General features: G+C 58.9%; 9 protein-coding genes. 8 read left to right on the top strand and 1 reads right to left on the bottom strand.

The annotated features are described in order from the left end of the window. The first annotated feature begins 56 nt into the window (after window positions 1-56). Window positions 57-2459, top strand: coding sequence for a TonB-dependent receptor (locus HU718_RS15550; RefSeq protein ID WP_186615083.1), 2403 nt, complete (start codon window positions 57-59; stop codon window positions 2457-2459). Between the two features lie 145 nt (window positions 2460-2604). Here the strand turns inward: HU718_RS15550 and HU718_RS15545 are convergent, their stop codons facing one another. Beyond that, entirely contained in the window at window positions 2605-3642 is a 1038-nt protein-coding gene (locus HU718_RS15545) for a hypothetical protein (RefSeq protein ID WP_186615085.1), read from the bottom strand. Window positions 3643-4001: 359 nt separating this feature from the next. On the opposite strand from HU718_RS15545, the gene HU718_RS15540 reads away from it, so the two are divergent. The 7 genes from HU718_RS15540 (at window position 4002) to HU718_RS15510 (ending at window position 16345) form a co-directional block, all read left to right on the top strand. Continuing rightward, window positions 4002-4931: a hypothetical protein gene (locus HU718_RS15540; protein WP_186615087.1), complete on the top strand. Its 930-nt coding sequence runs from the start codon at window positions 4002-4004 to the stop codon at window positions 4929-4931. A gap of 202 nt (window positions 4932-5133) precedes the next feature. Continuing rightward, window positions 5134-8043 carry a S8 family serine peptidase gene (locus HU718_RS15535; RefSeq protein WP_186615089.1) on the top strand — a complete coding sequence of 970 codons (2910 nt, stop codon included), beginning with the start codon at window positions 5134-5136 and terminating at the stop codon, window positions 8041-8043. Beyond that, complete coding sequence (locus HU718_RS15530; protein ID WP_038361353.1) at window positions 8033-9136, top strand: trypsin-like serine peptidase; 1104 nt, start codon at window positions 8033-8035, stop codon at window positions 9134-9136. The genes HU718_RS15535 and HU718_RS15530 overlap by 11 nt, the downstream gene beginning before the upstream one ends. Window positions 9137-9141: 5 nt before the next feature. Beyond that, window positions 9142-11229 (top strand): trypsin-like serine peptidase, encoded by a 2088-nt coding sequence (locus HU718_RS15525; protein ID WP_186615091.1) that lies wholly within the window; start codon window positions 9142-9144, stop codon window positions 11227-11229. After that, window positions 11226-14423 carry a hypothetical protein gene (locus tag HU718_RS15520; RefSeq protein WP_186615093.1) on the top strand — a complete coding sequence of 1066 codons (3198 nt, stop codon included), beginning with the start codon at window positions 11226-11228 and terminating at the stop codon, window positions 14421-14423. Before HU718_RS15525 ends, HU718_RS15520 begins: the two co-directional genes overlap by 4 nt. A gap of 150 nt (window positions 14424-14573) precedes the next feature. Continuing rightward, on the top strand, window positions 14574-15059 hold the full coding sequence (locus HU718_RS15515; protein WP_186615095.1) for a cupin domain-containing protein: 486 nt from the start codon (window positions 14574-14576) through the stop codon (window positions 15057-15059). A 227-nt stretch (window positions 15060-15286) separates the two neighbouring features. After that, a complete protein-coding gene (locus HU718_RS15510) occupies window positions 15287-16345 on the top strand; it encodes an ArsO family NAD(P)H-dependent flavin-containing monooxygenase (protein ID WP_186615097.1) in 1059 nt (352 codons plus the stop codon). Window positions 16346-16528: the final 183 nt, after the last annotated feature.

The raw sequence follows: 16528 nt of genomic DNA, 5'->3' as shown, positions 1-16528 counted from the left end.
TTTTTTCGCCTCACCGGTCATTGCAGGTAAGTGAACAAAATCGAGAGCTTCTTCCAATGCCCGCAGTATTCCCAAGTCGTTTGCGTCCGTTGTTGCAGTTGAGCCTCCTGCTGAGCCTGAGTGCCAGCCCTGTGTTGATCCAGTCCAGTTGGGCCGAAGACGCCGCTCGGCGCAGTTATCAGGTGCCGGCCGGCAGCCTCAGTGCCGCGTTGACAAGATTTGCCGGTTTGGCCGGGGTCAATCTGTCGGTCGATCCGGCACTGGTGAGTGGCCGCAACAGCAACGGTTTGTCCGGCGAATTCGCTGTGGAGGAGGGGTTCGCTCGCTTGTTGCTGGGTTCCGGCCTGCAACTGCAACCGCTGGGCGAGCAGGCCTACACACTGATTCCAGCCGCCGAGGGCAGCAGCCTGCAACTGGCGCCGACGTCGATTCTCGGTGCCACCGGTTCCAGCGATGCCGATGTGTTTGCCGGCGGCCAAGTCGCGCGGCGTGGCTCGCAGGGTTTGCTGGGGTCGAAAGACTTCATGGAAACCCCGTTCAGCATGACCACCTACACCAGCGAGGCGGTGAAGAATCAGCAGGCGCGCACCTTGGGCGATCTGATTTCCAGCGACCCGTCGGTTCGCGCGACCAACCCGGCCGGTGGTCGCTACGAGCAGTTCACCATCCGTGGTTTCAGCCTGTTCAACAGCGACGTGGCGTACAACGGGCTCTATGGTGTGTTGCCGACGTACACCATTGATATGGAAATGGCCGATCGTGTGGATATCATCAAAGGCCCGAGCCAGCTCATCAACGGCATTTCGCCGCGGGGTAGCGTAGGCGGGGGGATCAACGTGGTGCCCAAGCGAGCCACCGACAAACCGATCACCTCGCTGACGGCCAATTATGCGTCGAACAATCAGGTCGGCGGCGCGGTGGATGTCGGCCGGCGGTTCGGTGAGGACAATCAGTTCGGCCTGCGCTTCAACGGCGTCAAACAGGCCGGTGATACCGAGTGGGATCATCAAAGTGTCGACCGTGACATGGCCGTGCTCGGCCTGGATTTTCGCGGTGAGCGACTACGGCTTTCGACCGATATCGGCCACACCGAACGCGACACCGATGCGCCACAGGAGCGCGTGCAGGTCGCGGCCAATGCCAAGGTTCCGAGCGCGAACAAGGTACATCGCAACTACGCGCAACCGTGGACTCAGGCGAAAACCGAGGACACCTTCGGCACGCTCAACGCTGAGTTCGACGTCAATGATTCGGTGATGCTGTACGGCGGCGTCGGCGCGCGCAAAAGTAATCATGACTTCTTGCGCCACGCCGTTTCCGTCACCAACGATGCCGGTGATTTCAGCGTACTGCCGCGCGACTTCACCCGAGACGAAAACGTGCGCACGGCCACGGCCGGCGTGCGCAACTGGTTCCATACCGGGCCGGTGAGCCATGAGGTCAACCTCGCGGCCAGCTACTTCTACATGGATTTCGAGAACGGCGGCGCGCGTTACGCGGCAGGGCGCAGCAACCTGTATGACCCGGTGGAGACCGCCAAACCCGGTACGCCGACACGTAATGACGCCAAGGTCTACACGGAAAACCGCTTCAGCGGCGTAGCGCTGTCCGACACCCTGGGCTTTTTCGACGATCGATTGCTGCTGACCCTCGGCGCTCGCTGGCAGCGGGTGAAAGTTGATGACTGGAGCGATGACATCAAAGGCGACACCGCTTACGACGAAGAAAAGGTTTCGCCCTCGGGCGGCATTCTGTTCAAGGCGACCGACAAACTGTCGTTGTACGCCAACTACATGGAAGGCCTGAGCCAGGGCAAGATCGCGCCGTCGACCTCGGTGAACGAAGATGAAATCTTCCCACCGTTTATCAGCCGTCAGGTCGAGGTCGGTGCCAAGTACGACGCCGGCGCCTACGCGTTGACCGCTGCGGTGTTTCGCATCAAGCAACCGGCGTACGAAACCAACGCCACCACGCGAGTCTTCGGGCCCAATGGCAAGCGCGATAACAATGGCGTGGAGCTGAGCGTGTTCGGCGAACCGCTCAAAGGCTTCCGTTTGCTTGGCGGCGTGATGTACATCGACAGCGAATTGACCAAGACCACCAATGGCACTTTCGATGGCAACCGGGCGCCGGCGACGCCGAAATACAACGTCAATCTGGGCGCCGAGTGGGACGTGCCGACTGTGCAGGGGTTGACGCTGACAACGCGGGGTATTTATTCGAGTTCGCAGTACCTGGATCAGTCCAATGAGAAGGAAATCGATTCCTGGGAGCGCTTCGATGTCGGCACGCGGTACGCGTTTAAAGTCGACGAGAAGACCATCACGCTGCGCGCCAATGTGGAAAACGTATTGGATAAACGCTACTGGAGTTCGGCTGGAGCTTCGGATGACAGCGAGCCTGGGTTGACGCTGTCGACACCGAGAACCTATCTGCTTTCAGCCACTGTAGATTTCTGAAATTCTCATCCTGCATTATTTCCATTTGGGCCGCGCTATCGAGTAGAGCCTGATCCTGGCTGACGGGTCCTTGCAGACGCTGTTGATGGGTAGCGAAGAGTTGCCTACGCATCGGAGCCAGATTGAACAGCTGACGGCACTTGATTCACATTGAACTTGAGGACGCGGCGAGATACACCCTGTGCCGACTATCAAGCCAGTCCAGAACTGATTCGACACGCGTGCTCTCATCCATGGCACTCGCCAAGGGCTGCAGCTCGATGGCGATCTTTGGGCGAGATCCATCCAGGTCGGCCAGTTCAGTGAGCCACGGGTAGTTTTGAATGTTAGTGATTACAAGCTGGTGACTTTTAAGTGCTTGAGCATCGCCCACCTGAGTGAGCAGTCTGCTGCCTGTTTTCTCTGATTTGATTTTTTCAGTCGAATAGGCGGCGCAATCTTTATTCAGGATCTCCAGCATTTTCGCCAGCGGCGCGGTAATCATGAGGATCTTTGCAAGCCCACGACTTTCTTGAAGACAACGCTTGGCAGCAAAGGCATGAAGTTGGGTTGAAAGTCGGCGGACGGGGTGTGCCAGGGTTCGCTTCTTTTCCAGAACGGCAATGATGTCACCCACGCTGACGCCTCCGGCATGCAAGCCGCGAACCTTTTCCAGCCCGGGAGTTTGCACCAAGCGTAAGGGAGAGCGAAAAATCCCCATGTGTGTGGTTATCGGGATGTCCGGATGTGTTGTAACAGTCATGCACATCTCAATGTTGGCAAAGGACTTGGCAGTGGGGGTGCTCTTGATTGATCCGAACGTGGCGATGGCCACCCATACCTGGCTGTCAGGTGTTTTTTCGCAACAATCCAACGCATCCATAAAGCCTTTTATGGCCTGTTGGTAACCATACAAAGTGGCACCAGAGAAAAGGTTGGAGGCGATGAATCGCATGAGTTTTGCGTATTTTCTCCAGAAATTCATATTCTCGGCAGTAAGACTGATGAAGTTGAATGAGATCGGCGAGACTTCCGGCAATGGCAGAATAGGTGCCAGTGGTGTGGTCAACGGTGTGGCGCAAAGGGTGGACGGTTTAGGGCCTGGATAGGGTATGACCTGGCCGCGACAAAACGGGCAAAGTGAAACGGACGCAGCTTCTTCTTCGAATACTTTTACACAAGGTAGACATTGATAAAGTGCCATGAGGTCCGTCTCCGATAAAGGTCCGCTGCGTCCCACTGGTCTGGATCGTCGTTGGGGGGCGATCAGAACAGCAGTGTAGTTAAAGATCGTTTAGGTGGGGCGACCCGTCTGAAACTTTCATTGGCGTCTGACCTTGCGCGCGTGATCCGGTATCGCGCAGCGAGGAACGGCCCTGAGAACAACCCGAGGAGAAAACTTCAGGCGAGAAGGTTGGAGAGACTGGGGCATGTCCGATCTTTCGTTGGAGCGGTTGTGGCCAGATCACTCGAAAGCCAGCAGCGGATTGGCGAATCGACTATACCTCAAGGCGGCGTGGCGCAATGCCATAACCGGATCAGGCCCAAGCATGGAGCGTTTAGATGCGAAACCAACTGTTGATCGTTATTTCGTTGTTGGCGCTAGGTGGCTGTCAGTCAATAAAAATTCTCACGACAAGTACCCTTGAACCTGCCACAGGGGATGGAGAGAAAACCCAGGTTATTCCTATTGCAAAAAGTACATTCGAAGGAACTGGTTCGCAGTGGGAACAGCTATTTGGTGCAACCAATCAAGGTCAATGGGCGAAAAGATGCAATGTTCTATTAGACGCACAAACCGAGGAAGTGCCCCAGTTGGCCGCCGCTGCATTAACAGCGGCTGGCGGTGTCGTGTGGAATCTGGCAGTTGATGCGGCAAACTCAAAAATTGACGAAATTCAGGAACGATCGGTTAAGTCGTGGACGGCAACATGGTCAGGGAACAAGAACAGTATTCAGCGCGCTCAATGCTTCGCTGTAGTACGACTCAGTGGCGATAAGGTTCCGCAAACGCAGATGGCGATCTTGTTCCACACAAAAGTTGCCATTACCGGTAAACCAGAGGCCCCAGCGCTCCAGTGGGCACCATTACTGGTGGGTTCGCGGACCAGTTTGGCGCTTACCAGGAAAGAAGGTACCGAGGGGACCATTGGCCTGTCGCTGTCGGTGGCGGCGAAATCCTTCAAGGATGGTGAGTTCACGGTCAGAGCGACTGATCCTGTCAGCGTAAGCGGCATTACTGTTTCTTCGCCCGGAGAAAACGTTCCGCTTAACAGTAAGTTGGTGGGCGATGATCAATATTCGGACCCCCTGCAGTTTTTCTCAAAAGACGATAACTCGAGCATCTATCTGAAGTTCGCAGTCGTCGAGAGCGGTTCGATGGCAGGCTTGAACACTAAAGCCAAATCTGAACTCAAGGCATGGACAGATGCGATGGGGCCGGTTGCATTAGACGCCTGGAAGAAAAAATTAGATAAAGAGGCCGGCAACTGATTCACCGCTCAGTTTGCCGTGGAGTGCTTTTTGGAAGGGTTGGCGGCGATTCTTGACGGGGGGGGGCGCGCGACCGGCATTGCCGGGCGACTGCGGCGCAATCACGAAATCACCCAATGATGCCGAATTGCCATTTTTCGCTCAGCCATAGTGGCATCCTGATCTATAGTGAACGCCATCTCAACCAAGCGAGTGCAGGACGATGAGCTCAATCAAGGATGATCTGCTGCGCAACTATCTGGCGCGACTGACGCCGGACAGCGGTCTGGAAGGCTTTGTGGAGTCTTCCAGGCCGCTGAATATCGGCCCGCTGCCCGAGGCGAAGCTGACGCGGACCCTGGAGAAACTGACCCTCGGCAAGCCACTGGCGCCCAAGGAACAGTTCTACATCGAAGCCCTGATCATCCCCCAGGAGCGGCCCGCCATCGACATCGTCGACGGCGATTACGTGACGATCACTCATCATCGCTGGCTTGCCTGGAATGAAGAACGCTTCCGGGCGCCCTTGCGCGCCGCGCTGCCGTCCGTGGGCCGCATCGAGCTGCCTGGGCATCCGTCGTATCCCTATGGCGGCACCGGCTTCGTGGTCGGTGACGGGCTGCTCATGACCAACCGTCACGTTGCCCAACTGTTCTGCAGCGGTCTCGGCTTGCGCGGCCTGGTGTTCATTCCGGGGGTGAGCGCCGGGGTGGACTTCCTGCGCGAACGCGACAGGACGGCCTCGCAGTTCCTGCGAGTGGTGAAGACTGTGATGATCCACCCTTACTGGGACATGGCCCTGCTGCAGGTCGAAGGTCTGCGCGACAATCAACGGCCGTTGCTGCTCGATACCGTCGACCCGGCCGAGCACCTGGGCAAGGAAGTGGCAGTTATCGGCTATCCAGCCTTCGATCCGCGCAATGACGCCGCCGTGCAGAATCAGCTCTTCGATGGCGTTTACGGGGTCAAGCGGTTGATGCCGGGGTTGCTCGGGCCGCGCCTGGAGGTGGAGAGCTTCGGCGGGATGGTCAGCGCCGTTGGCCATGACAGCTCGACCCTGGGCGGCGCCTCCGGCTCAGCGGTATTCGATCCCTTTGGCGGGCGGATTCTCGGCCTGCATTTCGGCGGGCGCTATCTGCAAAGCAACTATGCCGTACCGGCCTTCGAACTGGCACGCGATAGCCGCGTGGTGGATGCCGGGGTAAGTTTCGCCAGGCCGGTACCGCCCGCCTGGTCGGGGCTGGACGGGGTATGGAAAGGGCTCGAGGTTCCGGTCCCGGCACCAACGCCGGCTGCGGTAGTGGCGGCGCCTGCACCGGTGGTTTCCCCGGCTCCTGCATCGGCGGTCAGCGTACCGGTGACCCAGGCCTGCGAGCAGACCATTACCATACCTCTACAGATCAGCATTCGCCTGGGCGAGGCCCAGGTGAACGTCAGCGCGCAGCCGGTATTCGCTGCCAAACCGACGCCGGCCATTACCACGGCGCCCGTTGCGGCTCAGGTGACTAGCGACTATCAGCAGTTACTGCTGCTCTACCAAGCTCACCAGCGTGGGAGCGACACCCAGGCGCAGCGTTTCGTGCTGAACTTCACAGGCCAGCCTGGTCGCGACGACGCCTCGCTGAGCCAGGCCATCACCACGGCGACCGGCCTGTATGGGCAGCTCGGCCAGTTGTTCCCGGCCGATCCCGAACTCGACGCCCACCGCCTGCTGGAATTGCCGGGGCTGACCACCTTGCCGCGCGATGAACTGTTCGACTTGGCGCGCTTGTTGCGCGAAGTGACCGGGGCCGAAACGGTGGATCCGGATCTGGGCAGCGACTACTTCCACGACCAGCCAACGCTCCCGGATCCGGGAACCGAAGCTTTCAACCTGACCTTCTGGTGCTGGGCCGGCGATGACGAGCTGCCCAAGGATCCCGACTGGGCCATCGTAAAGACCCGCACCCCACAGGCCTGGGCGTTCTCTGAGAAGCAGGGCCGGCCAAGCCGCGGCGAGGGCATTCGGGTGTTCCAGCCCGATACCGGGGTGGTCGCTTGGCACACCGAACTGCCCGAAGGTTTGTACAACAACCCCGGTGCCTTCAACCTGGTGGAACCCGGACGCCCACCCATCGACCAGATGAGCGGCGGCAGCAATCCCGGGCACGGCACCGGGACCTCGTCGGTAGTGGTCAGCCCGGAGGACGGCAAGATGCGCGGTTCAGCGCCGAAGGCGACCCTGGTGCCGATCCGTTGCCTGGAGAGTGTAGTGGTGTTCAACCAGAGCCGGGTGGCCCAGGCCATCGACCATGCCCGGCGCAATGGCGCCCATGTGATCAGCATGAGTCTCGGCGGACTGTTCAGCGATGCCTTGCACACTGCCCTGCGCAAGGCGGTGGAGGCGAACATTATTGTTGTCTCGGCGGCGGGCAACTGCGCCAGCACCGTGGTCTGGCCTGCGCGTTACGACGAGGCCATCGCGGTTGCCGGGGTCAACGAGAAGTTCAAGCCCTGGCGCGGCTCGTGCAACGGTTCGTCGGTCGCTATCAGTGGTCCAGCGGAGTTCGTGTTGCGCGCAAGTGCCAGTGACCGCAACGCGCCGTCCCAGGTAGCCGGCGGGCAGGGTACCTCGTTCGCCACCGCCCATCTGGCCGGTGTTGCGGCCTTGTGGCTGGCCCACCACGGACGCGACGAACTGATTCGCGGGTTGCCGCAAGGCGTTGCGCTGCAGCAACTGTTTCGCACGCTGCTGGCTGCCAGCGCCCAACCCGGGGATTTCGAGAAATCCGAGAAGGACGATTACGGCGCTGGGATCATTGATGCCGAGGCGCTGCTCAAGCTTGACCCGCGTCACGCCTTCAGCCAGGAAACGCTGTTCCGCACCCCGGCCACCCATCTGCGCAGCCAGGTAGTCGCGCTACTGAACGAAGCGCTGGGCGCATCGGGGCTGGAGGCTGCGGCGCCGGCGACCGGCGACCCGCAAAGCCTGCTCGAGTTGTCCTGCGTTGCCCTGGACCAGTTACGTACCCGGCGTAGCCAGCGCGTGCAACTGGAAAGCCTGCCGCCACTGGCGCTGTCTGCGGGCTTGCGCCGGACGCTGGGGCAGGGCGCCTTTAAGATCGCCCAGGTGGGAGTTAGTGATGCCTCTTGAGCTGGAAAAGACTGCGCCGCGCATGCGGATGCTGCTCGGTGACACCCGTGAAAACACCTTTCATGAGGCCAGTTTCCCTACCGTAGGTCTGCCAGGTGCGGCCGATGCGGACGCCATCACGCGACGTCTGAGCCAGCACCCGCAAATCTCCGAGCTAGAAGCCCGGGCGTTGGCTGAAGACCTAGTCGCCATTGCCAATACCGGCATGAAACGCCTGGACGGAGGGGCGTTGGACTGGCAACTGAGCGACCAGGAACTCAGTGCCTTTGAAGCGGTTATCCAGGTTCGCGGGCGGCCGGCGCTGAGAGTGGAACAGGACGATCTGGAGGATCTGGACGGGCACCCCGGATCAGAGTTTTGGGCCACCCATGTTGATTTGCACCGCAAACATCTGAAGCAGGCCAACGGTGCGACAGGCGCGATTCGGGTGCGTGATGCCTGGGGCAACGCCTGGGGGCAGGGCACCGCGTTCCTGGTTGGGCCGGACCTGGTGCTGACCAATCGTCATGTGCTGATTCCACCAGGGAACGGCCAGCCTCTGGTGCAGCGGCTGCCCGGAACCACCAAAGCGCAGTTGAAGGACGGATTCAACCTGACCATCGACTTCGCCTTCGAGCGCACACGGCAGGGGCAGCGCTGTTACCGGGTGCTCGATGTGCCGTTTCTCGCCGCGCCGGACGACCCGGTCGACGCCGCGTTGTTGCGCATCGAAGCGGTTGCGGACAGTACGCCACTGGTGATCTCCCGGGACTCGGTCGAGCAACTGGACTACCTCTATGTAATTGGCCATCCCGGCCGCGTACTGGCGGTTGACGACAAGGTCAACGCCGTCTTCGGCACGCTGGATGATTGCAAGCGCCTGAGTTTCGGACGCAAGTTCGCACTTGACGGCTTCGACCCGCCGGAGCTGGTACATGACGCTTCGACCTACGGCGGCTACTCGGGTGGGCCGGTGTTCGGTTTCGATGAACTACGGGTCAAGGCCCTGCATTATTGGGGGGATCCGCGGGTAGGGAACCGGGCGATCAGTGCGACGGCGTTACAGCGGCATGAGTACCTTGGCAAGTTGTTGAGACAGGCGGAACGGGGTTGAGTGCAATGACGTCAGAACAGCTTGCAGCGCTAGGGCGTTGCATCGCTGAGGTGGTTCCGTTGGGATCCCTGCGCGGGCTCGTCGAACAGCATCCTGTGGTGGCGCAGTTTGACCACTTGGTCAAGACCTACGCGGGCCCCATAGAGACGCGTGCGTTGGCTGTGGTCGAGCGGGTCCTCGAACAGTACAGCTTGCAGCGGTCGCTGACACTGCTATGCGAAGGGCTCTACGAACTCAGCCACGGCATCCCCGCCAGCGACGAGTTGCGCCGCCTGCTGGAGCCCGGGATGCCCGACGGGGATCGGCGCGAGGCGATGCTCGCCAAGCGCGACAATTTCTTCCTGTCCCGGAACTTACACAGCAATCTGGCGGAGTTCGAGCCGAAGGTCTGTTGCATAGTCGGCAGCTACGAATTAGGAGGCAAGCAGCACGATACGCAGGGTACGGGTTTCCTGGTCGGGCCGGATCTGCTGCTGACGGCCATGCATGTATTCGAGCCGCTGGATCGAGAGCCTGCGCGCGTGCCGGAGAGCTTCAAGGTATTCTTCGACCACCATGCCAGCGCTCCCCTTAGCCTGAACGGGCCGGTGCCGGCACCAGTGCGTTGCGTGCGGCTGGCGCAGGACTGGCGGGTCACCGGCGCACAATCGTTCGAGCAGGATGGCAAGATCGACCTGCCGGACCCGCAGCAGCAGGAAGCGATGCGCAAGCAATTGGACTTCGTGCTGGTTCGCCTGAATGACGAGGTTGGCTTGCAGCCCGTAAGCCCCTCGGGCGGACGGATACGATCGTGGGTCCGTTTGCCGGATATTCATCTGCCCGGCAAGCTGGCCCGGGATGAACGGCTGGTCATCACCCAGCACCCGGGAGGGGCGCCACAGTGCCTGGATTTCGGGCGTTTCGAGCGGGTGTGCCCGTCCAATACACGGATTTTCTACAGCGCCTCTACTGCTCCTGGCTCCTCTGGGGCACCCTGCTTCAACCAGCAGTTCGAGCTGGTCGGGATGCATAACGCCAAGTTTCAGCCTGCCGGCCATCCAGTCGCCAAGTCCAACCAGGCGATCCGCTTCGACAGCATTCAGGCCTTTATCGCACCTCATATCAAGCATATCGAGCTACCGGCGCCAGCACGCCTGTGGAATCTCGACAAGGACCGTATGCACTGCCGACCGGTGATCGGCCGGAGTGTGCTGTTGAAATGGATCGAAGACTCCAAGCACGCCGATGCCAATCCCCGTGAGCGTTACTTCGCAATGGTGCCGGAGGCGGGGCAGGGCGGGAAATCGTTCAGTTGGGAGGTGCTGGAGCATTGCGTCAAGAGTGATCACCAACACTTGACGATGCTTTTCGACAAGGACCGCAACATAATGCCTGCGACCCTTGAAGACTTCGTAGCGACACTGACAGACGAGTTCATGATACCCCCCGGCGAAGGTACTCCGATGCCGGCCCGTACCGAAGACGACAACGACAAGCTAAGACGTTGGGCTTCGCAGTTGGTACCACAGTGGTTCTGTGCACAATTGGAAGCGACGCGGGCATACACTGAAGACCGCCGCGCACGGGCCCAGCGGATGGTTGAGGACAATCGGGTGATGGGGCGGGCAACAGACCCTGATATACAGGCGCTAGCCAACCAGACCGAGCCGGATTTCTGGACCGTGGAGCGCTGGACCCGCGCATGGCTGGTTTTCGATGACCTACACATCCTGACCTTGAGCCAGGAGATCCAGGACTTCGTCGCTGCTATCGCGCAGATGGGAAACAGCGATAACGGCACCTTCGAAGTGCTTCGCCGTCTGCGCTGGGTGTTTCTGGGCAACTGCCCGGCTTTCCTCGACCCCGCGCTGATGTGCGTGGAAAGTATCGGCGAGCAGACTTATCTGGACGGCATAGAGAAGCTGAAGCACGACATCATGTCGGCGGCGCCTTATGCTCAGGCTGTAGTTATCGAGTCGGTGATCGACACCATCAAGGACATGATGAGGCTATCCGCAGGGGCGACCGACAGTCCGGCCAAGCGCCTTGCGCTGCTACAAAACGTGGTCAGCGTCACGCTCACCAAGAAAATGCCGATCTGGACGAATACATGAAATCCGAGAAGTCGAACCAGGGCCTGCTGGACCTGCTCAGATCCGATGAGCACTTCGTTCGACGCCTGCGCGAGCTAGGCGAAGAGCAACTGCTCGATAGCCTCGCGGTCCAGGCCGAGGTCGAGCAGGCGCTGCCTGATGTCTCAAACCCTGTCACGTTGCAGGCAGCCCTGTGCATCACCTTCAGCCTCGACGACATCGACGGCACGCCCGAGCAGATCGAGGTGGTGCTGAACGAGGCCAGCGTGCAGATCAGCAATGGTCTGTCCTGCTTGCGGCTAAACGACGGGTTTCGCGGCAAGGTGCTGCTCCATGCACAACAGCGTGGCGACCTGGAGCCAGCGCTGCAAATGACCGAAAAGCAGGATCGGCTGGTGCTGGCACAGCCTGCAACGAACGCGATCGACCCGGAGTCAGCCTGGCTGCGTCGTCTGCTACGCAGCGAGCCGGTAGATCTTGAGCGTTATTCGCAAGCGCAGATCAGCGCAGCCTATCGTTCACGCCTGGCGCTGTGCGAATGCGAGGCTTTGTTGCAAAGCCAACCGTCTCTGACAGAGATCCGACGGCAGATGCAGTGGCTCGAACTGTTGGAGCCAATGCGCCTGATGATCGGCGCACCGCTGCGCCGGCCAGGCATCACTCTGGAAAAAGACCGATTTGCCGGACGAGGGAAGGAACTTCGTGAATTGCGGTCGTTCGTCGATGAGCTCGATTCACAAGGCGCAATGGAATCATTCGGGCGCCTGGTTTCGCGGACAGGCCGAATGTTCTCGAACAAGCCCCGGCTGATGATGATCAGCGCACGTGGCGGACTGGGCAAATCCACATTGATCAGCAAGTTCGCCTACGACCATGCCGTGGGCCGAACCATGCCTTTCGCTTATCTGGATTTCGACAGCGCCGTGTTGCAACCGCAAAACCCGTTGCTGCTGCTGGCTGAAGTAATCCGGCAGATTTCGTTGTTTTTCCCTTATAGCGAGTATCTCGAGAACTTTATCCAGGAACTGCACAAGGAAGTCCGCATATCCGGCCAGGAACAGGTGGTCACTAAAAGCGAGGGGATCGGACTCGGAGACAATGCCGCGTATTTCCTGGGATTCCGTGCATGGCTGCGCACCTTCATCGCTGAGCGCAAGACCAAGGCCTTCTTGCTGATCCTGGACACGCTTGAACTGGTACAAAGCGATCCACGGGCAATCGACGGCCTCCAGCAGTTCCTCCGCGGATTGACCGACGACGATTTTCCCGAACTGATCGTAGTGGCTTCCGGTCGCGCAGAAGTGCCGGAGCTCTGGGATCATCAGGAGCGCAACTGGAACCTCAGCGAAATGGAGCTGGAAGCGTTCAACCAAGCCGATGCCCAGCGAATGGTCCAGCGCCTGGGCGAACAATTGTTGCCGCAGCACTGGCAGCCGGACTGGTCCGGCAGGATGATTGGCGGCGCTCACAGTAGCGCTGCCCGTGAGCCACTCTCCCTGCGTATCGCCGTCGAAGCAGTGCGCAATGCCGAGCCAGGCAAGCGTGACGACCTGGTTGACGAAATCGCTAGCATGGGGGAGGACTGCGACCCGCAGAGCGTGGATTTCGTCGGACGTCTTTATCAGAAGCGCATCCTCGAACATATCGGCGATCCCTATGCGCGTCAGTTGGCGTGGCCGGGGCTGGTCGCGCGGAGCATCTCGCGGGAATTGGCCCGGGACGTACTCGCTCCCGAATGTGGCCTGAGCGCGGAACAGGCGGACATCGCATTCGAGCGCCTGCGGCGGGAAGTGTGGATCGTTACGGAGGAGGGTGGCGTGCTGCGTCATCGACCGGACCTGCGCGCCCGCACACTGCCGTTGATGCGACGGCATAACGGCGCGTTGTTCAACAAAATCTGCGCGCTGATGAGCGCTCACCATCTTGATAAAAAGCCCGCTGAACCATTGGAGGCGACTTATTACCATCTGCTCGCGGATGATCGTGAGGCTGCCCGGATACTCGACGCGGATGACAGCGGGCGTCTGCGCCAGCTCCTGCTGACACGACTGGAGGATTTCACCAGCAACTCCATGGTTGCTCAGGAGTTAAGCGTACGACAGGCCAGCCAATTATTGCCTTGGACAGAGTTCCAGACGCTTTCCAAGAGTCTGGCCTGGAGCCACTTCAACCAATCCGGAAAAGCACTGAAGGCCATGGGCGACCGACGCGTCGATCCTCGGGTAGTCATGCTGAGCCGCACGTTCGAAGCTTCCTCCGAGCGCAAATGCAATGCGGCTGAGCAAAGCATACTGATCAAGACCGGGCGCTGGGCAGAGGTCAGGGAGCGCGACTTTGTTCCGCCTCAGGATCTTGAAGATCTGCGAGCCGTGGTATTCCTGGGCAACTTCTTTTATTCGGTTTCCTGGATGGATAGCCGCTGGAATACTGGATATGCCAGATTCCTTGCCTCTGTTAATCCTGAAGGGCTGGACTGGTTGACACTTGTTTATATGTTGCTGCCTTCCTACGTAATGTCTCGCGATTTGTATCATCAAATAGATGCTCAACTTGCCGTGACGATGCCGCGCAAGGGAGTACTCAGGCATCGATGGTTGCCAGGTTTGCGCGTTGCGTTGGCATTCAGCACCAAGTCGTTAAGGCGGACCGTCGAGTTGCTTTCGAGATATCAGGACGACCGCAGTTCGATGGGGCCGTTGTTCTCAAATGCTGAACTGGAAATTCTGCAGCGCAGTCGCGCACTCGAAGGGCACAGGATCAAGCTCAGGGGCAGTCTGCTGGGAGGGCTGCTTCTTGGCAAGGATGCTGATCGTGAGTCGAACAACGCAGCACTTAATGTTCTTGAGAGGGCTGTGACTGCCATTGAACATGGCAGTGGGTACGCGAATGAGGCGAGACAGGATATTCGAAGTTTCGCTCTCGCAGGCTTTGCCGATCTGGCAGGTCCGGCGGGGTACTTGCTGTCGCTTTCGACGCGTCCTCCCAAGGAACTGCTAAAGCATATGCCGAAGCTGAATGCACGAAAGACATCCCTTGATTTTATTCAACTATGTAGAAACGCAGAACAAGAGCGAGAACTGCACGGCTTACTCTACGGTGCACAACATGGAATCGCAGAACCGTTGCTCAGGGATAATCTTGAACTAATGGAAACCGTGTGTGACGGCTGGCACTTCGGCTTGAGCGAACACTTTAATCGCGACCAGTTACCGTAGAAATTGACTCGGATAAAGCAGGGCGCAGGTGCTGCTCGAGCAAAAAAGATATAACTACACTAAATGACCGTTTAGTTGAGTTAACACGAAATTAGCTGCCTGTTCGACGGAGAAGGCACCATGATTTAGCTTAAAGCCAGCACGCAGGACGTGATTGGAACACTGGGTCTGGAGCCTCATTTTGAAGGTGGTTATTTCCGTAGAACCTATCAGGCCGATCACCGCGAGCTGCTCGAAACCCTCAGCGGTCCACGGTATCTGATGACCTCGATTTACTACCTGCTGGATCAGCAATCACCTGTGGGCCAGTTTCATTTCAATCGATCGGACATCCTGCATTATTTCCATCTGGGTGACGCCATCGAATACAGCTTGATTCACGCGAACGGTTCGCTGCACACACTGGTAATGGGCAGCGACATTCTTTCAGGACACCTTTTGCAATTACACGTACCGGGTGGAGTCTGGAAAGCTTCACGGTTACTCGACGGCGAGTACGGATTCGGATTGATCAGCGAAGCCGTTTCTCCAGGATTTGATTTTGCGGACATGGAGATGGGGAATCGCAAGAAACTAATCGCTGCTTATCCACAGCATCGAGCGCTAATTGAAAAGCTGACGCGGGGTGAGGATTGAGCGATGCAGATTCAAAGGTTTATCAAATTCAAGAGAAAGCCTTTTTGGCGCTGTGCAGGAGAATGAAATCCCGTGGGCAACGAGGCTAATCTCGAAACATCTTGTTACGTGTAATGTATATTATGTTAAATCACATCCATTACAACGCCGCCGATTGAGCAACATCAACAAACGTCCGCTTCAAATGGATTAACTTAACCTGAACCTCGCTGACCCAAGGATTCCTCATGCCTGCCGAAGTGGATGTCGCGATTATTGGCGGTGGCCAGTCCGCACTCGCCGTGGCTTACTTCCTGCGCCGTACCGGGCGTTCCTTTGTGATTATTGATGCCGAAGCAGCACCGGGTGGCGCGTGGCGACATGGCTGGGATTCCCTGCGACTGTTTTCACCGTCGACCTGGAGCTCCATCGCCGGTTGGATGATGCCTCCGGTCACTGACGGTTACCCCAGTCGCGACAACGTAGTCGATTACCTGCGTCAGTATGAGCAACGCTACCAATTTCCTGTCGAACGGCCCTACTGGGTCAACGCTATTGAACGTCGGGGCAATCACCTCAACGTAAAAGCCCAAGGTCGCAGTTGGCTGGCCCGCACCGTGGTCAGCGCGACCGGCACCTGGCGCCATCCTTACCTGCCGCATTACCCCGGCAGCGAAACCTTTACCGGCCAGAAATTGCATTCGGCCCACTACGTTAACGCCAAACCGTTTGCCGGAAAAAAAGTCCTGGTGGTAGGTGGTGGCAATTCCGGTGCACAGATCCTCGCTGAAGTCTCGCAAGTGGCCGATGCCACCTGGGTCACTCCGCAGCCGCCAGAGTTTCTTGCCGATGACGTTGATGGACGCGTGCTCTTCGAACGCGCCACCGAGCGCTGGAAAGCGCAACTGGCCGGTATCGTCATTGAACAGCCGGTTGGCGGCCTGGGCGATATCGTGATGGTGCCGCCAGTCGTTGAGGCACGGGAGCGCGGCGTGTTGCACGCGGTTCGGCCGTTCCTGCGCTTCACCGAGACCGGCGTGACTTGGGCTGATGGCTCACAAACGCCGGTCGACGCGGTGATCTGGTGCACCGGCTTCCGCCCTGCCCTCGGCTATCTGGAATCACTGGGCGTGTGCTCCGCCGACGGGCGCGTGGCCGTCAAAGGTACGCATTCGATTCAGGAACCGCGTTTGTGGTTGGTGGGTTATGGCGACTGGACAGGCGCCGCTTCCGCGACACTGATCGGCGTGACCCGAACGGCGCGCAGTACCGTTGAGGAAATTGAGCGTTTTTTGCTGGACCAGTGAGTCGGCGCACCGCAGCTAAGGCAACGCTGATTGACATCAAAAAATCAACGCCCTTTATCAGCACTTCTATGCAGGAGACGCAAAATGAGCGTCGACGCACGACCTGATCGGGCGATATCCCTGAAAGCGAGTGACGCAAGCGCAATCCCTCAAGCTCGTAGAGGTCCCTCTCAGGAATTAAAA

Source organism: Pseudomonas tensinigenes (genome assembly GCF_014268445.2).
GTDB lineage: Bacteria > Pseudomonadota > Gammaproteobacteria > Pseudomonadales > Pseudomonadaceae > Aquipseudomonas > Aquipseudomonas tensinigenes.
Note: the sequence above shows the minus strand (reverse complement) of the source record. Positions and strands in the feature narration are given on the sequence as shown.

Coding starts and splice junctions, on each gene's coding strand:
- HU718_RS15550 (WP_186615083.1), top strand. CDS start 57: ATGCCCGCAGTATTCCCAAGTCGTTTGCGTCCGTTGTTGCAGTTGAGC.
- HU718_RS15545 (WP_186615085.1), bottom strand. CDS start 3,642: ATGGCACTTTATCAATGTCTACCTTGTGTAAAAGTATTCGAAGAAGAA.
- HU718_RS15540 (WP_186615087.1), top strand. CDS start 4,002: ATGCGAAACCAACTGTTGATCGTTATTTCGTTGTTGGCGCTAGGTGGC.
- HU718_RS15535 (WP_186615089.1), top strand. CDS start 5,134: ATGAGCTCAATCAAGGATGATCTGCTGCGCAACTATCTGGCGCGACTG.
- HU718_RS15530 (WP_038361353.1), top strand. CDS start 8,033: ATGCCTCTTGAGCTGGAAAAGACTGCGCCGCGCATGCGGATGCTGCTC.
- HU718_RS15525 (WP_186615091.1), top strand. CDS start 9,142: ATGACGTCAGAACAGCTTGCAGCGCTAGGGCGTTGCATCGCTGAGGTG.
- HU718_RS15520 (WP_186615093.1), top strand. CDS start 11,226: ATGAAATCCGAGAAGTCGAACCAGGGCCTGCTGGACCTGCTCAGATCC.
- HU718_RS15510 (WP_186615097.1), top strand. CDS start 15,287: ATGCCTGCCGAAGTGGATGTCGCGATTATTGGCGGTGGCCAGTCCGCA.